The sequence below is a fragment of the Rhizobium sp. PK7-22 genome (genome assembly GCF_056530405.1).
Window position 1 is genome coordinate 3,870,001 of record NZ_CP096514.1, and the last position, 21,707, is coordinate 3,891,707.

At 65.1% G+C, this 21,707-nt stretch carries 19 protein-coding genes (1 of these 19 running past the window's edge); 12 read left to right on the plus strand and 7 right to left on the minus strand.

From position 1 onward, the window contains the following. The 4 genes from M1E10_RS23690 to M1E10_RS23705 form a co-directional block, all read left to right on the plus strand. Positions 1–174, plus strand: partial view of a TetR family transcriptional regulator gene (locus M1E10_RS23690; protein ID WP_499175221.1) — the final stretch only. It extends 450 nt beyond the left edge of the window; the window shows 174 of its 624 coding nt (coding positions 451–624); its start codon lies beyond the left edge, outside the window; the stop codon is at positions 172–174. Positions 175–332: 158 nt separating this feature from the next. After that, a complete protein-coding gene (locus M1E10_RS23695) occupies positions 333–1,535 on the plus strand; it encodes an efflux RND transporter periplasmic adaptor subunit (RefSeq protein ID WP_499175222.1) in 1,203 nt (400 codons plus the stop codon). A 51-nt stretch (positions 1,536–1,586) separates the two neighbouring features. After that, the gene (locus tag M1E10_RS23700) at positions 1,587–4,697 is read left to right on the plus strand and encodes an efflux RND transporter permease subunit (RefSeq protein WP_499175223.1); all 3,111 of its coding nucleotides are present in this window, start codon (positions 1,587–1,589) and stop codon (positions 4,695–4,697) included. A 118-nt stretch (positions 4,698–4,815) separates the two neighbouring features. After that, positions 4,816–6,252 (plus strand): outer membrane factor lipoprotein domain-containing protein, encoded by a 1,437-nt coding sequence (locus tag M1E10_RS23705; RefSeq protein WP_499175224.1) that lies wholly within the window; start codon positions 4,816–4,818, stop codon positions 6,250–6,252. A 672-nt stretch (positions 6,253–6,924) separates the two neighbouring features. Here M1E10_RS23705 and efp read toward each other — a convergent pair. Next, positions 6,925–7,494 (minus strand): elongation factor P, encoded by a 570-nt coding sequence (gene efp, locus M1E10_RS23710; protein WP_499175225.1) that lies wholly within the window; start codon positions 7,492–7,494, stop codon positions 6,925–6,927. Positions 7,495–7,668: 174 nt separating this feature from the next. Here efp and epmA point away from each other — a divergent pair, with 174 nt between their 5' ends. From epmA to M1E10_RS23730, 4 genes are all read left to right on the plus strand, one after another. After that, positions 7,669–8,739, plus strand: a complete 1,071-nt coding sequence (epmA, locus tag M1E10_RS23715) for an EF-P lysine aminoacylase GenX (RefSeq protein WP_499175226.1) — start codon at positions 7,669–7,671, stop codon at positions 8,737–8,739. After that, a complete protein-coding gene (locus M1E10_RS23720) occupies positions 8,736–9,785 on the plus strand; it encodes a lysine-2,3-aminomutase-like protein (RefSeq protein ID WP_499175227.1) in 1,050 nt (349 codons plus the stop codon). Before epmA ends, M1E10_RS23720 begins: the two co-directional genes overlap by 4 nt. A 350-nt stretch (positions 9,786–10,135) precedes the next feature. Then, a complete protein-coding gene (gene purU / locus M1E10_RS23725; protein WP_499175228.1) occupies positions 10,136–11,020 on the plus strand; it encodes a formyltetrahydrofolate deformylase in 885 nt (294 codons plus the stop codon). A gap of 433 nt (positions 11,021–11,453) precedes the next feature. Continuing rightward, a complete protein-coding gene (locus M1E10_RS23730) occupies positions 11,454–11,708 on the plus strand; it encodes a hypothetical protein (protein ID WP_499175229.1) in 255 nt (84 codons plus the stop codon). Here the strand turns inward: M1E10_RS23730 and M1E10_RS23735 are convergent. Together M1E10_RS23735 and M1E10_RS23740 are read right to left on the minus strand one after the other, a co-directional pair. Continuing rightward, complete coding sequence (locus tag M1E10_RS23735; protein WP_367571908.1) at positions 11,695–11,931, minus strand: Lrp/AsnC ligand binding domain-containing protein; 237 nt, start codon at positions 11,929–11,931, stop codon at positions 11,695–11,697. The two genes, M1E10_RS23730 and M1E10_RS23735, sit on opposite strands and share 14 nt — an antisense overlap. A 49-nt stretch (positions 11,932–11,980) precedes the next feature. Then, on the minus strand, positions 11,981–12,922 hold the full coding sequence (locus M1E10_RS23740) for a LysR family transcriptional regulator (RefSeq protein WP_499175230.1): 942 nt from the start codon (positions 12,920–12,922) through the stop codon (positions 11,981–11,983). A 100-nt stretch (positions 12,923–13,022) separates the two neighbouring features. Between M1E10_RS23740 and M1E10_RS23745 the strand changes: the two genes are divergently transcribed. From M1E10_RS23745 to M1E10_RS23755, 3 genes are read left to right on the plus strand one after another with little or no spacing between them, the layout of a single operon-like run. Beyond that, positions 13,023–14,306 (plus strand): NAD(P)/FAD-dependent oxidoreductase, encoded by a 1,284-nt coding sequence (locus tag M1E10_RS23745; RefSeq protein ID WP_499175231.1) that lies wholly within the window; start codon positions 13,023–13,025, stop codon positions 14,304–14,306. Between the two features lie 54 nt (positions 14,307–14,360). Next, positions 14,361–15,902, plus strand: a complete 1,542-nt coding sequence (gene amaB, locus M1E10_RS23750; protein ID WP_499175232.1) for an aldehyde dehydrogenase family protein — start codon at positions 14,361–14,363, stop codon at positions 15,900–15,902. 4 nt (positions 15,903–15,906) lie between these two features. Beyond that, complete coding sequence (locus M1E10_RS23755) at positions 15,907–16,908, plus strand: P1 family peptidase (protein ID WP_499175233.1); 1,002 nt, start codon at positions 15,907–15,909, stop codon at positions 16,906–16,908. Here M1E10_RS23755 and cobD read toward each other — a convergent pair. Next, entirely contained in the window at positions 16,898–17,920 is a 1,023-nt protein-coding gene (cobD, locus tag M1E10_RS23760; RefSeq protein ID WP_499175234.1) for a threonine-phosphate decarboxylase, read from the minus strand. The two genes, M1E10_RS23755 and cobD, sit on opposite strands and share 11 nt — an antisense overlap. Between cobD and cbiB the strand changes: the two genes are divergently transcribed. Continuing rightward, positions 17,919–18,887 carry a cobalamin biosynthesis protein CobD/CbiB gene (gene cbiB, locus M1E10_RS23765; protein ID WP_499175235.1) on the plus strand — a complete coding sequence of 323 codons (969 nt, stop codon included), beginning with the start codon at positions 17,919–17,921 and terminating at the stop codon, positions 18,885–18,887. The two genes, cobD and cbiB, sit on opposite strands and share 2 nt — an antisense overlap. Here the strand turns inward: cbiB and M1E10_RS23770 are convergent. The 3 genes from M1E10_RS23770 to M1E10_RS23780 are packed head-to-tail and all read right to left on the minus strand — an operon-like array spanning position 18,871 to position 21,698. Beyond that, the gene (locus M1E10_RS23770; RefSeq protein WP_499175236.1) at positions 18,871–20,328 is read right to left on the minus strand and encodes a cobyric acid synthase; all 1,458 of its coding nucleotides are present in this window, start codon (positions 20,326–20,328) and stop codon (positions 18,871–18,873) included. The genes cbiB and M1E10_RS23770 overlap by 17 nt on opposite strands. Positions 20,329–20,331: 3 nt before the next feature. Then, positions 20,332–20,901, minus strand: coding sequence for a cob(I)yrinic acid a,c-diamide adenosyltransferase (cobO, locus tag M1E10_RS23775; RefSeq protein WP_499177293.1), 570 nt, complete (start codon positions 20,899–20,901; stop codon positions 20,332–20,334). 41 nt (positions 20,902–20,942) lie between these two features. Beyond that, a complete protein-coding gene (locus M1E10_RS23780) occupies positions 20,943–21,698 on the minus strand; it encodes a CbtA family protein (protein WP_499175237.1) in 756 nt (251 codons plus the stop codon). Positions 21,699–21,707: the final 9 nt, after the last annotated feature.

Below are 21,707 nucleotides of genomic sequence, written 5' to 3' on the forward strand. Positions count from 1 at the left end.
GGCGTCTACACCTGCAGCAACCCCGAGCAGTTGAGTTCCACCGTTGCCTCCGCCTTTTCCGCTATTCTGCACCCGGTCTTCCTGGTCAAGACAGATCCTGCCGATCTTCAGGCGCGCTGCGAGGGCCTGATCGAGCTCGTCAATGCAGCACTGCAAAACCCACTTGCTAAGTGACGGTTATTGATTTACGTCACTTATTAATGACGGGTGCCTTCTCATCGATGGCGCTTTAGACGCCTATTTCGTATGGTGACGGGGATGCCCATGCGGGTTCCGCCACTGCCGTCTGGATGTGGCTGACCATTTCTCTATTGCCGCTGTTGGATGATCTCATGACCGCACGTAAGCTTTGCCTGCCGCTCCTTTTTACTTTGGCGCTGGCCTCCTGCAGCGACTCCGGAGATGGGGCGGCTCCCGCTGCCCAGGCCCAGGAGCGCCCGCCGAGCCCCGTCAGCGTCGTGCTCATGACCGAACAGCAATATCCCATCACGCGGGTCCTGCCCGGCCGCGCCACGGCTTTCCGCACCGCAGAGATCCGGCCGCGCGTCACCGGCGCCATTCGCGAGATCGCCTTCAAGGAAGGCAGCGAAGTCAGGGAGGGCAGCCTGCTCTTCCAGATCGAGGACGACATCTATGAGGCACAGGTCGCCGAAGCCCGTGCCAATGTATCGAGAGCCGAAGCGGGCGTTCCGAGCGCGGAGGCAAACCTTGCCCGCTACGAACGGCTCGTCAACAGCGGCGCTACGCAGATCGAGTATGAGAACGCCCGCGTGACGCTCCTGCAGGCGAAAGCCGACGTCGCACAGGCGAAGGCTGCCCTGCAGACTGCCGAGATCAACCTCGATCTGACCAAGATCCGGGCGCCCTTCGACGGTGTCACCAGCCTCTCCAACGTCGCCATCGGCAATATCGTGACGGCCAATCAGGCGGAGGCGCTGACGACGCTGCGCCAGCTGGACCCCATGTACATCGACCTGACGGAATCGAGCACCAATCTGCTCGAACTGCGTTCGGCCATGGCATCGGGGCGCCTGAGCGGTGATCCGCGCAACGCCGACATCCGCCTGACCCTGGAGGACGGCACGGAATATGCGACGACCGGCAAGCTCGACATGGCGGAAATGGCCGTCAGCGAGAGCACCGGCACCTACCAGATCCGCGCCCTGTTCGAAAATCCGGACGACGTCATCCTACCGGGAATGTACGTGCGGGCGACCGTGATCCTTGGGGAGGAAACCGGCTACCTGATCCCGCAGCGCGCCGCCAACCGCAACGCCCGCGGCGAGCTCTCGGCGAAGTTCGTCACCGCCGACAACAAGGTGGAGACGCGGATCTTCCCCATCAGCCAGGTCTCCGGCAACAACTGGCTGGTCGCGGAAGGCGTGGCAGAAGGTGATCGGCTCATCGTTGACGGCTTCCAGTGGATCGCCGACGGCGCGACCGTCGCCCCGGTGGAATCGACCGTCGACGAAAATGGACTCGTCGTGCAGACACAACAGCCTGAAGCACCAGGCGAACCGGCGCCCAAGCAGTAGACCTTCGTCACTGTCAGCAAGCCAACTCGAAATTACGGCAGGAAATTTGCAATGGCGAAGTTCTTCATTCGGCGCCCAGTGTTCGCCTGGGTCATCGCGATCGTCATCATGCTGGGCGGCGCCCTGGCGATCTCGACCCTGTCGATCTCCCAGTATCCCGACATCGCCCCGACGACCGTTCGGATCGCAGCCGGCTACAATGGCGCGAGCGCTGAAACCGTGGAGAAATCGGTCACCAGCATCATCGAAGACGGCATGACCGGTCTCGACGATCTGACCTATATGACCTCCGCGTCCAGCACCGGCAGCGCCAGTGTGACATTGACCTTCGGCAATACGGTCGATCCGGAAATCGCTCAGGTGCAGGTGCAGAACAAGCTCCAGCTGGTGCAGTCGCAACTGCCCGACGTCGTGCAGCAGGCGGGCATCTCCGTTACCCGGTCGACCTCGAGCATTCTGATGGTCGGCGCCCTGGTGTCGACGGACAGCACGCGCAGCTCCGTCGACCTCGGCGACGTGTTCACCACCAGCATCGAAGACCAGATCAAGCGCCTGGAAGGCGTCGGCAGCATCGACATCTTCGGTACGGGCTATGCGATGCGGATCTGGCTCGATCCCTTGAAGCTGCAGAAATACCAGCTGACCCCGAGCGATGTCACCAGCGCGATCCAGGCCCAGAACACCCAGGTATCGGTCGGTTCGCTCGGCGGACAGCCCGTGGTCGAAGGCCAGCAGCTGACCGTCACCATGACCGCGCAGAGCCAGCTGCGCACCGTCGACGACTTCGAGGCGATCATCCTGAAGGTCGAACCGGATGGCGCAACGGTGCGCCTGAGTGATATCGCCAATGTCGAGATCGGTCAGGAGAGCTACGGCATGAGCTCCCGCCAGAACAGCCTCCCTTCCACGGGCTTTGCCGTCAACCTGGCAACCGGCGCCAATGCTCTCGACACGGCGGCACGGGTCAAGGCTGCCCTGACGGAAATCGGCCCGACACTGCCCGACGGCGTCGAAATCACCTACCCCTATGACACCACGCCATTCGTCCAGCTTTCCATCGAGAAGGTCGTGCACACGCTGATCGAGGCGATCATCCTCGTCTTCGTCGTCCTTCTCATCTTCCTGCAGAACCTGCGGGCGACGCTCATTCCGATGATCGCGGTGCCGGTGGTACTTCTCGGCACCTTCGGCATCCTCGCGGTAAGCGGCTATTCCATCAACACGCTGACGATGTTTGCCATGGTGCTGGCGATCGGCCTTCTCGTGGATGACGCGATCGTCGTCGTGGAGAACGTCGAACGGATCATGGACGAAGAGGGGCTTTCGCCTCTGGAAGCCACCGAGAAGTCGATGGACGAGATCACCGGCGCCATTATCGGCATCGCTCTCGTTCTCACCGCCGTCTTCATCCCGATGGCCTTCTTCGGCGGCTCGACGGGCATCATCTACCGCCAGTTCTCGATCACCATCGTCTCGGCCATGCTCCTGTCGGCGCTGGTCGCGATCGTTCTGACGCCGGCGCTCTGCGCCACGATGCTCAAGCCCATCGACCACCACAAGAAGGGCCGCGGCATCGGCGCCTGGTTCAACCGAGGCTTCGACCGCACCACCGGAGGCTATGTCGGCACCGTCGGCTACCTCCTGAAGCGGCCGTTCCGGGTGATGCTGATGTTCGCGCTCGTCGTTGCCGGCTGCGCATGGCTGTTCACGCGCATGCCGAGCTCCTTCCTTCCGCAGGAAGATCAGGGCGTACTGCTGACCATCGTCCAGACGCCGGCAGGCTCCACCACGGCCCGCACCGATGCGGTCGTGAAGCAGGTCGAGGCCTACTTCATGGAGAACGAGAAGGAGAACGTCGAGACCGTGTTCGGTGTCCTCGGCTTCAGCTTCGGCGGTTCCGGCCAGAACAACGCGATCGTCTTCACCAAGCTCAAGGACTTCGAGGAACGCACCGGACCAGGCCAGTCGGCAGCCGAGATCGTCCAGCGGGCCAGCGGCTACTTCTTCACGTTGCGCGATGCCCAGGTTTTCGCGCTGCTGCCACCCGCGATCCAGGGCCTCGGCACCTCCAGCGGCTTCTCCATGTATCTTGTCGACAGTGGCGGCAACGGCAATGACGCGCTGACCGCTGCCTCGGAGCAACTGGTCCAGACGGCATCGACCAATGCCAACATCAGTTCCCTGCGCAGCAACAGCCTGCGCTCCGAAACCCAGCTCAAGATCCTGCTCGACCAGGAAAAGCTGGGTGCCATGGGGGTCGATCTGTCAGCGGTCAACACCATGCTGACGACGATCTTCGCCGGCCGCGACGTCAACGACTTCACGCTCAACAACGAGCTGAAGCCGGTCTACGTCCAGGGCGACTCGGAGTACCGGATGCAGCCGGACGATCTGAACTTCTGGTACGCCCGCAACAGCGAGGGCGAGATGGTTCCCTTCTCCGCGTTCAGCCGGGTGGAATGGGAGAGCGGCACGCCGCAGCTGGCACGCTTCAACGGCACAAGCGCCATTTCGCTCGAAGGCGCGGCCGGTCCCGGCGTCAGCACCGGCGAGGCCATGAATGAAATGGAGCGGCTGACGGCCGAGCTTCCCGGCGGGTATTCGGTCGCCTGGCAGGGCATTTCCTACCAGGAGCGGCTCTCTGGGTCCCAGGCGCCGGCGCTCTATGCTCTGTCGATCCTGATCGTCTTCCTCTGCCTTGCCGCTCTCTATGAAAGCTGGTCCATCCCCTTCTCGGTCATTCTGGCGGTGCCGGTCGGCGTGCTCGGCGCATTGGCTGCCGCACAATTCTTCGGCCAGTCGAACGACGTCTACTTCAAGGTGGGACTGCTGACGACCATCGGCTTGGCGGCAAAGAACGCGATCCTGATCGTTGAGTTCGCCAAGGACCGCATGGTCAACGGCAAAGGGGTCGTGGAGGCCACTCTCGAAGCGGCGCGACTGCGCTTGCGCCCGATCATCATGACCTCTCTCGCCTTCATCCTCGGCGTCGTGCCGCTGGCGATTGCGACGGGTGCAGGGTCTGCCGCCCAGAACGCTATCGGCATCGGGGTCCTCGGAGGTATGCTTTCTGCAACACTACTCGGAATTTTCTTCGTTCCCTCCTTCTTTGTTGTCGTCAGGAGGTTATCAAACCGTGAAAAACGAGAGAAGACAGCATAACATCTGTTAACGGATGTGATCGCAATATCATCGCGACGAACGATTGAGTCGCGATGTTGATTCGGCCAGGGCGGCCGCAGACATTGCACGCTTTTGTTAGGGCATCGGGACATAGATTATGAAATCCATTTACGTTACGGCACCTCTCGTTCTCGCCCTGTTGTCCGGCTGCGTTTCCGGCCCCGACCACGCGGCCCCCACAATCAGCCTGCCGGGCAAATATGCCGAAGGCGCGACGTCCAGCAACGGCGACGTGTCCATGGCCGCCTGGTGGACAGCCTTTCAGGACAGCCGTCTGAACGGTTACGTCCAGACGGGACTCGACCAGAACCTTGACGTTCTGCAGGCGCTGGAGCGGATCAATCAGGCCGAGGCCAACGTGGTCGTTGCCGGCGCAGGATCCCTTCCGTCGCTGACCGCGACGGGATCGGCCTCACGGTCGGGCGCCGAAGGACTTGACGGCACGCCCAACAGTGCGCCCCAAACCCGCGTGAGCGGCAATTTCGACGCCTCCTGGTTCCTGGATCTCTTCGGCCTCTACAAGCGCTCCCGTGAAGGTGCCTTGGCGTCGCTCGATGCCGCTTACGCCGGCGTCGACGTGGCACGCCTGTCGCTGTTGCAGGCCGTCGTATCCGCCTACATCGACGTTCGCTACTTCCAGGAGCGCATCGCTCTGGCGCGTCAGAACCTGGAGTCCCGGCGCGAAACCCTGGACCTGACCCGCCTCCAGCTCGAGGCGGGTGCGGCCTCGAGACTCGACGTCGTCCAGGCCGAAGGTCTCGTCAATTCGACGATCGCACAGATCCCGGCGCTGGAGACCTCGTTCCGCGGCGCCGCCCACCGGGTCGCCACGCTGCTCGGTCTTCCCGCCTCTTCGCTCCTGCCTGAGCTGCAGAGAGGCGCCCGCCAGCCGGTCGCCCGCTTCAGCGCCAAGGCAGGCGTTCCGGCGGATCTGATCCGCAACCGCCCCGACATTCGGGCCGCAGAACGCCAGCTGGCCGCCGCCGTTGCCCAGATCGGCGTGGCCGAAGCACAGCTTTACCCCGCCATCACCCTCGGCGGCTCCATCACCCCGTCCTATGTCCGTGCCAGCGGCTCCGACGCCAGCCTGCTGAGCTGGTCCTTCGGTCCCGGCATCAGCCTGCCGATCTTCGACGGCGGCCAGTTGAAGGCGAACGTGACGGCGGCGGAATCGACGGCTCGTGAGGCCTATCTCGCCTGGAAGCAGACGGTTCTGGGTGCCGTCGAGGAAGTCGAGAACGCGCTTGCCGCTGTCTCGCGCGACGCCCGGACAGTCAATGCGCTTCGCGATACCGTCCGCTCCTACAATGAGGCTCTCGAACTCGCGACCGCGAGCTACCGCGATGGCGCGTCGTCGCTGCTCGATGTGCTCGACGCCCAGCGGGAGGTCTCCACGGCCCAGTCCAACCTGGCGCAGGCCGTTCAGCAGTCGGCGCAGGACTTCGTGTCGCTCAACGTGGCAATCGGTGGCGGTTACGGGTTCGGCACCGGTTCGACCCAGGTTGCAGCTGCGACGGCCATGGCGACCAAATAAGCTGAAGATCCAGCCTACCTGAACAACGAAACCCTCGAAGCCTCGCTTCGGGGGTTTTTCATTTTGAGCCTTGGCTTCGCTCGCAATCAGGTGGATTCCGCCCTTGGCGATCTGGATCTTTTCAGTTCGGCCGGGACACGTCGTGTGCCTCGAATGAAATTTTTATATGTGACACGCGACGTGCCCCGTTCGGTGTTCTTTGCCAACGCAACTCCGGTTCCTCTGCTTCCGCCCCGTTGCCGAGACCGGTTTGTGTGCGACACACGCACGCCCCGCCGTTTGCAGGCGAGAGGGGAGCCACTTTCTGCGCAGCCCTGCAGGACGTGCTTGCATCACGACAAGCCCTGCAGGCACCGGCTCCGCTTCGCCGGCAATGCGGGCCGGTGTAGCCGAAGCGGAACGGCACCAGTCTAGGCGCAGGTCATGGGGGTGTGGACGACGGTGGATGAAATTTCGTGCAAGCGGTTGATTAGGCTCAAGCCCGCTCGGCGAACCGTCCCCGGGGAAAGTGGCTTGTTCACTGAAAGTCAGCTGCGGCTTGCAGCCCCGGCTGGCGCCGCGCAGCGGATGATCGACAAAACTGCCTCCGCTTTGTCTCGATCGTCCGGTGGATCGACGGCGCGCATGAGCGCGCCGTGTGTCTTCAAAGGTCTTGGCCTCGACAGGCGTAACTCAGTCCTTGGCGCGCTCGACGTAGGAATTGTCTTCCGTGGCGATGACGACGCGGATGCCCGCGTTGACGTGCGGCGGCACCATGGTGCGCACGCCGTTCGACAGCATGGCCGGCTTGTAGGACGACGACGCCGTCTGGCCCTTGACGACCGGCTCGGTCTCGGTGATCTCGAGCGTCACGTGGCGTGGCAGCTGCAGCGCAAGCGCGATGCCTTCGTGCATGGACAGGATGCAGGTCATGCCTTCCTGCAGATAGGCCTTCTGGTCGCCCATGGTTTCCACATCGACCACGACCTGATCGTAGTTTTCCGGGTTCATGAAGTGGAAGCCTTCGCCGTCCTCGTAGAGGAACTGGTGGTTGACGTCCTCGACGAAAGCGCGCTCGACCTGCTCGGTGGTGCGCCAGCGTTCCGACACCTTCACGCCGTCGACGATGCGACGCATGTTGACCTGGGTGACCGGCGTGCCCTTGCCCGGATGGAAGTTTTCAGCCGTGAGGATGACGTAGAGCTTGCCGTCGACGTCGATGACATTGCCCTTGCGGACGGAGGACGCGATAACCTTGACCATGGATAATCCCTTACTACCTGCCGGCTTGTGTCTGCCGGGGATGCGTCGTAGAGGAACGGGAGACCGGTCCGCCAGACGGATGAATGCTTTCCCGGCGCAACTAGCTTAAAATCGGGCAAATAGGAAGCCTCGCGGGATCAAGCGCCCCAAAAAGCTGACCATCAGGATCATCGCATGTCCCATTCGGGGTTCACATCCAGTCCTTCCCCCTGGTGGCGCCCGCAAACCCATGCGGACCGCCGGCCGTTTCTCCTGGGCCGCAACCGCATCCAGGCGCGGATGCGCGGCTGGTTTGTGGAGCGGGACTTCGTGGAGGTGGACCCGTCGGCCCTCCAGACCTCTCCCGGCAACGAAGCCCATCTGCATGCCTTTGCCACCGAGGCCCTGACGACGGATGGACGGCCGATGCCGCTCTATCTCCACACCTCGCCGGAATTTGCCTGCAAGAAGCTGCTGGCGGCGGGCGAGCCGAGGATCGTCGCCTTCGCGCATGTGTATCGCAACCGCGAGCGCGGCCCCCTGCACCACCCCGAGTTCACCATGCTGGAGTGGTACCGCACCGGCGAGGGATATGAAGCACTGATGGGCGACTGCGCAGAGCTTTTGGCGCTCGCGGCCGAAACCGCCAAGAGCAAGCGCTTCGGCTACCGCGGCATCGAGATGGACCCATTCGCCGAGCCAGAGCGACTGACGCTGGCGCAGGCCTTCGACCGCTTCGCCGGCATCGACCTGCTGGCCTCCGTCTCCGCCACCGGCGAGACCGACCGCGATCGCCTTGCAGAAGGGCTGCACGACGGTGGCATCCGTTTCGCCGAGGACGACACCTGGGCCGATCTCTTCAGCCGCGTCCTGGTCGAAAAGATCGAGCCGCACCTCGGACAGGGCCGGCCGACCATCCTCTGCGAGTACCCGGTTTCGGAGGCGGCCCTTGCCCGCCCCTCGCCTTCCGATCCCCGGGTCGCCGAACGCTTCGAGCTCTACGCCTGTGGTGTGGAACTGGCCAATGCCTTTGGCGAACTGACCGATCCCAAGGAACAGCGCCGGCGGTTCGAGATCGAGATGGCCGAGAAGAGCCGTGTCTACGGCGAAACCTATCCCATCGACGAGGATTTCCTGGACGCGCTTCGCATGATGCCGGAGGCAAGCGGCGCGGCACTCGGTTTCGATCGTCTGGCGATGCTGGCGACGGGGGCGCAGCGGATCGAGCAGGTGCTCTGGGCGCCCGTGCCGGAGGTTTCCGGATGACGGCAAGACGCACGCTGAAGACCGCCGACGACCTGCTTGCCGCCGGACTGCTCGGCGAAAGCCGGCTCGGCCCTGCCCGCGCCGTGGCGGAACGCTATGCCATTGCCGTCAGTCCCGCGGTCGCTGCCCTGATCGACAGAGACGACCCCGACGACCCGATCGCCCGCCAGTTCGTTCCGACGGCGGACGAACTGGTGACCACGCCCGAGGAGCGCGGGGATCCGATCGGCGACGCCGCCCATTCCCCCGTCAAGGGCATCGTCCACCGCTATCCCGACCGCGTGCTGCTGAAGGCGGTGCATGTCTGCCCGGTCTACTGCCGCTTCTGCTTCCGGCGGGAAACGGTCGGGCCGCAGGGCGACGGCACATTGTCGGCCGACGAGCTTGAGGCGGCGATCGCCTATATCCGGGAGCAGCCGGCGATCTGGGAGGTCATCCTGACCGGCGGCGATCCGCTGGTGCTGTCGCCACGCCGCCTGTCGCAGATCATGGAGATGCTGGCAGCTATCCCGCATGTGAAGATCGTGCGTTTTCACACCCGCGTGCCGGTCGTCGATCCGGATGCCGTAAACGACGCGCTGATCGCGGCACTGAAGGCGAGCGGCAAGACCACCTATGTGGCGCTCCATGCCAATCATCCCCGGGAGCTGAGCGAAGCGGCGCGCGCCGCCTGCGCCCGCCTGGTGGACGCCGGCATCGTCCTGGTCAGCCAGACCGTGCTCCTGCGCGGCGTCAACGACGATCCCGCCGTGCTGGCCGAGCTGATGAAGGCCTTCGTCGAGAACCGCATCACGCCCTATTACCTGCACCATCCCGACCTTGCGCCCGGCACCAGCCACTTCCGGCTGGAGATCGCCGAAGGACAGCGGATCGTGGCCGATTTGCGGGGCCGGATCTCCGGGCTCTGCCAGCCGACCTACGTCCTCGACATTCCCGGTGGACACGGGAAGGCCGTCATCGGCGAGAGCGAGATCCGCCACAACGAGGGTGGCTACACCGTCCGCGACTTCCGCGGCGGGGAGCATGCCTACCCGCCGAGAGGATAGGACAACCCCTGACCATGCATACATCGGCATGCGAACAGCCACCTAAGAACGCTGCCTTGGTCGTGAACCAATGGTCGCTGCCGGCTGAAGCCCCGGCGGTCAATCCCGTTCGGGGACGGCGTGAAAGCGCTTGCCGAGGACGCAATGGGAACGGCGCCTGCGTCATAACCCCCTAAATTCGTATCGAAGAAAACGGTCATGCCGGGTAGGCACCCTTCACCTCGCCCGAAAGCCCGATTAGGGTAGCGTGCCGGAGGCTGGCACCGCCGGAACCAAGACAGTGGACGGGGATAGTGGCCCGCGTCCACTTCATGTATACATGGCCAAAATATTGGCGGAGGAAGACACCGATGATGAGCTACGTCCTGACCGTGACCTGCAACTCGACCCGCGGCATCGTCGCGGCCATCTCGGGCTATCTCGCGGAAAAGGGTTGCAACATCGTCGACTCCTCGCAGTTCGACGATCTCGACACCGGCAAGTTCTTCATGCGCATCTCCTTCATCTCCGAGGAAGGTGCCACGCGGCCGCAGCTTCTTGAGGGCTTCAAGCCGATCGCCGACACCTTCGGCATGACCTGGGAGATCCATGACGGCAACGAGCGGATGAAGGTCCTGCTGATGGTCTCCCGCTTCGGCCACTGCCTCAACGACCTTCTATACCGCTGGAAGATCGGCGCCCTGCCGATCGACATCGTCGGCGTCGTCTCCAACCACTTCGACTACCAGAAGGTGGTGGTGAACCATGACATCCCCTTCCACCACATCAAGGTGACGAAGGACAACAAGGCGAAGGCCGAGGCGCAGCTGATGGACCTCGTCGAGCAGACGGGAACGGACCTGATCGTTCTAGCCCGCTACATGCAGGTGCTGTCGGACCCCTTGTGCCGCAGCATGTCCGGCAAGATCATCAACATCCACCACTCCTTCCTGCCGAGCTTCAAGGGCGCCAATCCCTACAAGCAGGCCTATCAGCGCGGCGTGAAGCTGATCGGGGCGACCGCTCATTACGTCACGGCCGATCTCGACGAGGGTCCGATCATCGAGCAGGACACGGTGCGCGTCACCCATGGGCAGAGCCCCGACGACTATGTCTCGCTGGGGCGCGATGTGGAAAGCCAGGTGCTGGCCCGCGCCATTCACGCGCATATCCATCGCCGCGTCCTCCTGAACGGCAACCGCACAATCGTCTTCCCGCCGAGCCCCGGCAGCTACGCCTCCGAGCGGATGGGCTGACACGCTCTTCCGACTCTTCCGCAGGCGGCCACAGCCGGTGCTTTTGCATTGCTGATCGCAGGGCCTATTGCTTTTCGGCACCCTCGCCACCACCTCTGAATCCCAGAGATAGGCAGCGAGGAATTCACATTTTTGCCCTCTTCCTGTCATCTCGTCGAAGAATATCCCGCGTAAGGGGTACCCTGTTGCTGATGGACATGGTCCCACCGGTGCTTTGCCGGCGGCCCATGAGAATTATGCGACGCAACGCAACCAGCGGAGGAGAGTGACATGTCCGACATCACGCGCGTCGCCGCCTTCTGCCTGGAAGCGTCGAGGCTGGAAAGCACGGAGCGTGTCTCCCTGACGTCCTGTCGAATGTAACGACCGGTTTCAATTCATCCCGACATTCCATTCGACGAAGCTGTCTTCGACAGCCAAGGGAGCATGTGTCATGCAGAAGCAAGTCATCGAATATGCCGGCGAGCCAGTGGGCATCGTCGTCCCGGACGCCGACCGGCTGAAGTTCATCGCCGTGAAATTCCACGTCATTGATCTGGACGAGCAACGGTTCGGATCCGCCGAGGAGGTGCGTATAGCGATCCGCAATCTGGTGCGTCAGCGCAGTGCCGCCAACGCGTCTGGGCCGGTGCAATATCCGACGGAAGAACCGCCGGGGTACCGTCAGCCTAGCTTCAGAACGCGGTGAATGTTAGCGTTGTCAGCGACCGTTCGATGCCGGGGATGGCCGCGATCTTCTCGTTGACGAAGCGGCCGATTTCGTCCTCATCCTTGATGTAGATCTTCAGGAGCAGGTCCCAGTCGCCGCTGGTGGAGTAGAGCTCCGAGACCAGCTCCGTCTGGTAGATGGCATCGGCCACCTCGTAGGTCTTCCCGGGAGTGCAGCGCAGCTGCACGAAGATCGGCTTCATGGGTCCATTCCTGTCTGTTTTCGCATGGCGCGGCATGTCGTGTCCGTCGTCAACTATTGGCCGATGGGTCCGGTGACTGCAAGCCCGTCGGCGCAACCTCGCCCGCCTGCGCCTCGGCGATCAGCCATCGCTTGAAGGCCGAAAACGGTGGATAGCCGTTCCGGTCGGCCGGATTGGCGAGATAATAGGCGCCGGCCTGAAGCGGCATCCCCGGCACTGCCGGTTCCAATGCGCCGCTCGATAGTTCCCGCTCGATCAGGAAAGCCGGCAGAAGGGCTGCGCCAAGCCCCGAGATGGCCGCTTCCGTAATCGCCATGAACTGGTCGAACAGCATGCCGTGCAGGCTCTCGAAACGCACGCCGTTGGCAAAGAACCAGTTCTCCCAGGCGTCAGGGCGGGAATTGAGGTGGATCAGCGGCACCTGCAGAAGGTCCTTCGGTTCCTGCAGCGGAAACCGGCGCCGGAAATCCGGACTGCAGACGGCGACCATCTCTTCCTGCATCAGCGGCGTCAGCTCCGCGCCGGGCCACCGCGCGACACCGAAATGGATGGCGGCGTCGATCGGATCGAAACGGAAATCGAAGGGCTCCAGCCGGCTGACGACATTGACCGCCACCCCGGGATTGGCCTCCAGGAACCGCCCGAGCCGCGGTGCGAGCCAGCGGGCCCCGAACATTGGCAGCACGGCCACCGTGATGGCGCCGCCCTGCGGATGGGCCCGCAGGCTGAGCGAGGCGTTGGAGATCCGCCGCAGCGCCTCGCGGATTTCCCGCGCATAGCCGTCGCCAGCAAGCGTCAGCCGGATGGTCTGCCGCTCGCGCAGGAACAGCGGCACGCCGAGCTGTTTCTCGAGCGCCGAAATCTGCCGGCTGACGGCGCTCTGGGTGAGCCCGAGTTCATTGGCCGCGGCGGTGACGCTGCCGTTACGGGCTGCCGCTTCGAAGGCGGCAAGAAGAGAGAAGGACGGTAGAAAGCGCCGGGGAGGCAGCATGTCATTCCTCCATCGAATGACCTATTGAGAAACTGTCGATATTCACTCGCAGTTGTGCTCTGTAAAGTCCACGACAGTCTTCCTTGCGGAACCCAACGACATGCTCAACGACCCGCGCTCCCACGGCCTGTGGGAAAGAACGGCACCACCTGCCCCGGAGACCAAGTCTCTGCGCGAAACCCTGTCCGCGGATGTCGTGATCGTCGGCGGCGGCTACACCGGACTGTCGGCGGCGCTGCATCTGGCCGAAGCGGGCACCCGGGTGGTCCTCCTCGAGGCGCATGAGATCGGTTTCGGCGGCGCCGGCCGCAATGTCGGCCTCATCAACGCGGGCATGTGGGTCATGCCGGATGATTTCCCGAAAGAGCTTGGCCCGCACTACGGCGAAAGGCTGCTGGAGCTTCTGGGCAACGGCCCGGCGCTGGTGCGCGAGGTGATCGACCGGCACGCCATCGCCTGCGAGCTGGAGCGCAATGGTACGCTGCATTGCGCCACAGATGTAGCCGGCCTGAAGGAACTCGAGGAGCGGGCACGCCAGTGGCAGGCACGCGGCGCAGCGGTGACCTTGCTGGACGCGGCGGAAACCGAGCGACGCGTCGGCACCCGTGCCTATGCCGGCGCCCTCCTCGACAGCCGCGCCGGCACGCTCCAGCCGCTCGCCTATGCCCGCGGCCTGGCCCATGCGGCGACACGCGACGGAGCCTCGCTGTTTACCGACAGCGCCGTGGTGGCCCATGAGAGGCAAGGCGGGCGGCATGTGGTGAGGACCGCTGGCGGCGAAGTTTCCGCCGACTGGGTCGTGGTCGCAACCGACGCCTACAGCAAGGGCCCCTGGGCAGTGATGCGCCAGGAGCAGGTTCATCTGCCCTATTTCAACCTGGCGACGGCGCCGCTCTCCAGCAACCTGCGCAAATCCATCCTTCCCGGCCGCGAAGGATGCTGGGATACGAAGGAAATTCTCTCCTCGTTCCGGATGGATCACTCCGGTCGGCTCGTCTTCGGCAGCGTCGGGGCGCTGCGCGGCACCGGCACCGCCATCCACAAGAACTGGGCAAGGCGGTCGTTGCGGCGGCTTTTCCCGCAGCTGGACGCCGTCGACTTCGAGGCCGAATGGCACGGCCGCATCGGCATGACCGACAACGCCCTGCCGCGCCTGCACAAATTTGCCGACAAGGTCGTTGCCTTCTGCGGCTATAACGGACGCGGCATCGCGCCGGGAACCACCTTCGGCAAGATCCTGGCGCAGCATATCCTGGGGCAGATTACGGAAGAGGATCTTCCGCTGCCCTTCACCGACCCGAAGCTGCCCCCCTTGCGGCCGCTGAAGGAAGCCTATTACGAGGCGGGCGCACAGATTGCCCACCTCACCGCGGAACGCTTCTGATTGCGTAACCGCTGCCGATTTGTACATTGACGAACTGACACCGGAAGGACTGACATGACGCTTGCCACCCTCGATCTCGCAGCCGACGTAAAGACAATCCTCGGCGACCTCGGCGTGAGCCCTGAGCGCTACACCGGCGGCACGCTCGCCGTCCGCTCGCCGATCACTGGCTTGGAAATCGGCAGGCTTCCGGAAGACAGTCGCGAAAGCGCCGCCAAGGCGATCGACGCCGCCCATCAGGCCTTTCTCGAGTGGCGCCTCGTGCCTGCGCCCAAGCGCGGCGAGCTCATCCGTCTTCTCGGCGAGGAACTGCGCGCCGCCAAGACGGCGCTCGGCCGTCTCGTCTCCATCGAAGTCGGCAAGATCACCTCGGAGGGCCTCGGCGAAGTCCAGGAGATGATCGACATCTGCGATTTCGCCGTCGGCCTCTCGCGCCAGCTCTACGGCCTCACCATCGCGACGGAACGCGCCGACCACCGGATGATGGAAACCTGGCACCCGCTCGGCGCCATCGGCATCATCTCCGCCTTTAACTTCCCGGTCGCCGTCTGGTCCTGGAACGCAGCCCTTGCCATCGTCTGCGGCAACTCCACGGTCTGGAAGCCGTCGGAAAAGACCCCGCTGACGGCACTCGCGACCCAGGCGATCTTCGAAAAGGCGCTGTCGCGCTACATCGCCGAAGGCAATACTGCGCCGAAGAACCTCTCGACGCTGCTGATCGGCGGCCGCGACGTCGGTGAAGTTCTCGTCGACCACGAGAAGATCCCGCTCGTCTCCGCCACCGGCTCCACGGCCATGGGCCGCACGGTCGGCCCCCGGCTTGCGCAACGTTTTGCCCGGTCGCTGCTGGAACTCGGCGGCAACAATGCCGCGATCGTCGGCCCCACCGCCGACCTCGACCTCACGCTGCGCGGCGTCGCCTTCTCGGCCATGGGCACGGCCGGCCAGCGCTGCACCACCCTGCGGCGCCTCTTCGTGCACGACAGCGTCTACGACACGCTCGTTCCGCGGCTTGCCAAGGCCTACCAGTCGGTCACCGTCGGCAGCCCGCTCGAGACCGGCAACCTGGTCGGCCCGCTGATCGACAAGGGCGCCTTTGACAAGATGCAGGCATCGCTCGAGGCCGCCAAAGCAGCCAGCGGCAAGGTCACCGGCGGCGAGCGCATCGAGCAGGACGGCGCGGCGGAGGCCTATTACGTTCGCCCGGCCATCGTCGAAATGCCGGAGCAGACCGGCCCCGTGAAGGAAGAAACCTTCGCGCCGATCCTCTACGTCATGAAGTACAGCGACTTCGACGAGGTGCTGCGCCTGCACAACGACGTGCCGCAGGGCCTGTCGTCGTCAATCTTCACCAATGACATGCGCGAAGCCGAAATCTTCGTCTCCGACCGGGGCTCCGATTGCGGCATCGCTAATGTCAATATCGGCCCGTCCGGTGCGGAAATCGGCGGCGCCTTCGGGGGCGAGAAGGAAACCGGCGGTGGCCGCGAATCCGGCTCCGACGCCTGGAGGGCCTACATGCGCCGCCAGACCAACACGATGAACTACGGCCGCACCCTGCCGCTCGCCCAGGGCGTCAAGTTCGACGTGATCTGACGCCATGAGCGCACCGCTCAACCTCCTGACCGACATCGAGGGCGTGGCTGTCGGCCACGCCACCGATCTGGTGCTCGGCTCCGGGGTGACGGCGGTGATCTTTGACAGGCCGGCCGTCGCCTCCGGCAGCGTGCTGGGCGGCGCGCCGGGCGGGCGCGAGACGGCACTGCTCGATCCCTCGATGACAGTCGAAGCCGTAGATGCCTTCGTGCTCTCGGGCGGCTCCGCCTTCGGTCTCGATGCTGCCGGCGGCGTGCAGTCGGGACTGCGGCAGATCGGCCGCGGCTTTGCGGTCGGCCCCGCCCGCGTTCCGATCGTGCCACAGGCGATCCTGATGGATCTCCTGAACGGCGGCGACAAGGACTGGGGCCTGCATTCGCCCTACCGCGAGATGGGCTATCAGGCATTTCTGTCAGCGCAAACCGGGCCCTTTGAACTGGGAACTGTCGGCGCCGGCACCGGCGCGACGACCGCGACCGTCAAGGGCGGGATCGGATCGGCAAGTGCCGTCACGCGGTCGGGCCATACGGTTGCCGCGCTGATGGCGGTCAACGCCATGGGCACGGCCACCATCGGCGAGGGTCCGCATTTCTGGGCAGCGCCCTTCGAGCTCGCCGGCGAGTTCGGCGGTCTCGGGATGCCGGGGGATTTCGATACCGCCATGCGCCTCAAGGGCATGACCATCCCGGCGACCACCATCGGCGTCGTCGTCACCGATGCGGTTCTGACGAAGGCGCAGGCGCACCGGCTTTCGATCGCCGGCCACGACGGCCTCGCCCGAGCGGTCATTCCGGCGCATCTGCCCTTCGATGGCGATACGATCTTCTCAGCCGCCACCGGTGCGCGACCCGTTGCCGATCCGGCAGCACTGATGGAGATCTTTCATCTGGCGGCGCTGGTGACGGCACGCGCCGTGGCGCGCGGTGTCTACGAGGCAACAGCCCTGCCCCATGCCGGTGCCCAGCCGGACTGGCGAGATCGTTTTTCCGCCATCTCTAAAGCCTGAGCGCCCTCAAAGCCGCTTCCAGACGCTCCCATTCGTGATCGCCCGGCAGGCCGAAACGCAGGAAGTTAGACCGTTCCTCGAAACTCCGGACCAGAATGCCGGCTTCCCCGAGCGCCGCATGGAGTGCCGCCGCCCGCTCGTGGCGGACATAGCGAAAAAGCGAAGTACCGCCGACGACGGGGATGGCACATTCTTCCAGGAGCGAGTCGAGGCGTGCCGCCTTGAGCTTCAGCGTCTGTTGCATGGCCTGCCGCCAGTCCCGGTCCGCCAGCGCCTCCAGCGCGACATGCAGCGCCGGGCCTGAGACGGACCACGGCCCCAGCTGTCCCTCCAGTCGCGCCGCCACATCCGCCGAGGCAATGGCAAAACCCAGCCGGACGCCCGCCATGCCGTAGAACTTGCCGAAGGAACGCAGCACGAGGAGGTCACCGTCGCCCACGGCATCCGCCACGCTTTCGGTCTCCGAGACATCCTGAAAGGCCTCGTCGACGACCAGCAGGCCACCCTTCGAGCGCATGTGCGCGGCGAGCGCGAGCAGGTCGCCGCGGGCGGTCGTGCGTCCCGTCGGATTGTTCGGATTGACGACGACAGCGAGGGCGGCATCGCCCAGGCTGGCGAAATCTTCGGTCTCCGTCACCGAATAGCCGGCCAGCCGGGCCGCACGGGCGTGCTCCGCATAGGTCGGCGACAGGACGGCGGCATGGGCTCGGACTTGCGGCAGCGCCGCAATCATCGGCAGAAGGATCTGCGTGCCGGGCGCTGCAACGACATGCGCCGCCGAGGGCGCGGCGTAAGCCTGCGCGGCCAGCACCTTCAGCCGCTCGGCAAGCGCTGGCTCGGGCAGGCGCGAGAAAGCATTGGCTGGCACGGCGGAATGCGGATACGAATAGGGATTGATGCCGGTGGAGAGATCGATCCACGGCTCGGGCGCCTGCGGGAACTGCAGCCGCGCCCGTGCCAGATTGCCTCCATGCTGGATTGTCCCGTCAGCTCCAGATGCCATACCCTGCATGTACCTCCTGCTCGCCTTCCTTGCCCTGCTGACCGAACGGCTGATCGGCTATCCGCAATGGCTATACCGCCTGATCGGCCATCCCGTCACCTGGATCGGCCGGCTGATCTCCGGTCTCGACAGCAACTGGAATCGCGAGAGCCAGACCTTTGGGCGCCGCAAGGCCTGGGGCATTGCAGCACTCGTCGTCCTCATCGGCGTGACCGTCGCCATCTCGTTTATCCTCGAGCGTCTTCTTGCCGGAAGCCAGTTCGGCTTCGTTCTGCTGGTGCTCATCGCGGCCATGCTGCCGGCGCAGAAGAGCCTGGAAAGCCACGTCGAGGCGGTCGCCACAGCACTGGAGACCGGAGGCATCGAGGCCGGCCGCAAGGCGGTCTCGATGATCGTCGGCCGCGATCCGGAGCAACTGGACCAGGCGGGCGTCTGCCGGGCGGCGGTCGAAAGCCTGGCGGAGAATTTTTCCGACGGCATCGTCGCGCCCGCCTTCTGGCTGGGAGTGGCCGGCCTTGGCGGTGGCGCCGCCTACAAGGCCGCCAATACCGCCGACAGCATGATCGGCCACCGCTCTGCCCGCCACGAGGCCTTCGGCTGGGCGGCCGCCCGCTTCGACGACCTGATCAACCTGCCGGCCTCGCGCCTGAGCGGTGGCCTGTTCGTGGCGGCCGCCTGCCTTCTTCCCGGCGCCTCGCCTAAGGCTGCCGTGGCCGCCATCCGGCGCGATGCGCAGCATCACCGGTCGCCAAACGCCGGCTGGCCTGAAGCCGCCATGGCGGGTGCGCTCGGCATCGCGCTCGCCGGTCCGCGCAGCTACGGCGGAGAGATGATAGAGGCACAGTTCATGGGGTCGGGTGGCCGCGCCGAGCTGACGGCTGCGGACATCCGCCGCGCGCTGACGCTGGCGCGCATCGCCGACGCCCTGCTGATCGGCCTCTTCGGCCTGGGAGCGCTGGCTATCTGGCAAGTCTGAGCAATCCGTCGAGATCGAGGTGGCTCTCCACATGCGCGGCCAGACGGTCGAGCACCGCATCCACATCCGCCTCGTAGTTCAGATCCGACGGCGCGCCGCCCAGCCTCTTCAGCCAGGCGCCGCGCTGGCGATCGTTGCCGAAGAGGCCGTGAAGATAGGTGCCGACCACCTGTCCGCTGTCCGAGATGGCGCCCTCCGCCGCGCCGGACACGGTCGCGAACGGACGGGCGCAATCGGGTCCGCCGGTGCGACCGATATGCATTTCATAGCCGCTGAGGGGCTCGCCGTCGAAGCTCTTGCCCGAGACGGCTTCCAGCCGCTTGTCGCCCGACAACACGGTGTCGACGTCGAGCAGTCCCAGTCCGGCAAACGTTCCCGGCTTTCCCTCGAGACCTTCGGGATCGGCAAGCGTTCGGCCCAACATCTGGTAGCCGCCACAGAGCCCGAGAACCCGTCCGCCGCGGCGCACATGCGCGGCGATGTCGACGTCGAGCCCGCTCGCCTTCAGCACCTGCAGGTCGGAGATCGTCGCCTTCGAGCCGACGAGCAGAACGAGGTCGCAATCGCCCGAGATGACCTCGCCGGAGCGCACCCGGATCAGGTCGACATCCGGCTCCGCGGCCAGCGGGTCGAGGTCGTCGAAATTGGAGATATGCGGCAGGATCGGCACCGCGATGCGCAGCCGGGCGCCGGCCTTGCGCTCGATCTTGTCGCTCAGCCCCAGCGCATCCTCCGCCGGCAGTCGCACCGCTTCCCGGAAGAAGGGCAGAAGCCCGATCGACTGCCAGCCGGTCAGCGCGGCGATGGCCCGCATGCCGTCGTCGAAGAGAGCGGGATCACCCCGGAAGCGATTGACAATGAAGCCGCGGATCATCGCCGCGTCTTCCGGATCGAGGACGAGTTTCGTGCCGGCGAGGCTGGCGATGACGCCGCCGCGATCGATATCGCCGATCAGCACCACCGGCACGTCGGCAGCGCGCGCAAAGCCCATGTTGGCGATGTCGTTCTGGCGCAGGTTGATCTCCGAGGCACTGCCCGCACCTTCCACCAGCACCAGATCCGCCTGCGCCTGGAGAAGCGAGAAGCTCTCCAGCACCCGCGGCATCAGCTGCGGCTTGAGGCCCTGGTATTCGGCGGCCCTGGCATTGCCGAAGACCCGCCCCTGCACTACCACCTGCGCGCCAACCTCGCTTTGCGGCTTCAGCAGCACCGGGTTCATGTGGACGCTGAGCGCCGCACCGGCGGCGCGGGCCTGCAGCGCCTGGGCCCGGCCGATCTCGCCGCCATCGGCGGTCACCGCGGCATTGTTCGACATGTTCTGCGGCTTGAACGGCAGGACCTTCAGGCCGCGCAGGGTGAAGGCGCGCGCCAGGGCGGCGACGACAAGCGACTTGCCGACGTCCGATCCCGTGCCCTGGAACATGAGGGACCGGGCTGCCATGATCTAGAACTCGATGCCGGACTGGGCCTTCACGCCGGCCTTGAAGTGGTGCTTCACCAGCGTCATTTCGGTCACCAGGTCGGCGGCGTCGATGAGGGCCGGCTTCGCGTTGCGGCCGGTGACGACCACATGCAGATCCGGCCGGCGGGCCTGCAACTTGGCGACGACCTTGTCGAGGTCGAGATATTCGTAGCGGAGCGCGATATTCAGTTCGTCGAGGACGACGAGGGCGATCGTCTCGTCCGCCATCAGCTCGAGCGCCTTCTCCCAGGCCCGCTCGGCGGCAGCGACATCGCGCTTCAGATCCTGGGTTTCCCAGGTGAAGCCTTCGCCCATCGTGTGCCAGACGACGCGATCGCCGAAGACGGCCAGCGCCGGCTGCTCGCCGGTGGACCAGCCGCCCTTGATAAACTGCACGATGCCGACGCGGCGATTGGTGCCGAGCATGCGCAGCGCCAGCCCGAAGGCTGCCGTCGACTTGCCCTTGCCGGAACCGGTATGGACCATGAGAAGACCCTTTTCCGCGGTCTTCTCGGCCACTTCCGCGTCCTGCACCGCCTTGCGGTTGGCCATCTTGGCGCGATGCCGTTCCTCGGCTGTGTCGGTGATGTCCCTCAACGGACAGGCTCTGCAGTGCCGGCCGAATAGACCTCTTCGCCGCTGCGAAGCCGTGTCCGGACCAGACCGGAGACCGCGCCGAGCAGCGCCCAGAAGACGAGGCTTGTCGCCAGCACCGCCGCCACGAAGCGGGCGTGCAGTTCCGCCGGCACCGCCGTCTCGTGGCTAACCGGATGCGGCGCGCCGAGAATATGCGGCAGCACGAGCAGGACGATGGCAACAACGGCCAGCACAGGCGTGCGGGTATAGGCGAGGAGTCCGAGGCCGACGGCCGTGCAACCGGCGGTCGCGACCCACCACAGCTGCCGCGCGCCGAGTTCGGCAGCCGGCATGCCGGGAAGCTCCGGCGGCAGGCCAAGTCCGGGGGCAAGGCTGAAGGCGAGGAAGCCGGCAAGGCCGAACATCAGGCCGCCGCGCCAGTCCTTCAGACCGCCCAGCGCTTCGGCGGCGGTCACGAGAAGGAGCGCAAAGCCGATCCCGGCCAGCATGTTGGCGGCAGCGGTATAGAGGAAGCGCTCGGCGCCGTCGGCCGGCATCCAGGCTTCCGCATCGTGGTGATGATCCGCGGGCGCCGCCGCGTCATGGGAATGGGCCTGGTCGTGCGAATGACCCGCTTCGGCGCCGGCACCTTCGAAGGTTTCAGCCTGGACAATCAGCGGGACGGTGGCGAAGCTCTGCATCACGGTGAGCACGAGCCCGGACAACAGGCCCGCGATCACCGCCGCGAGGACGATGTTGCGAAACAAGGACATGTCAGAAAT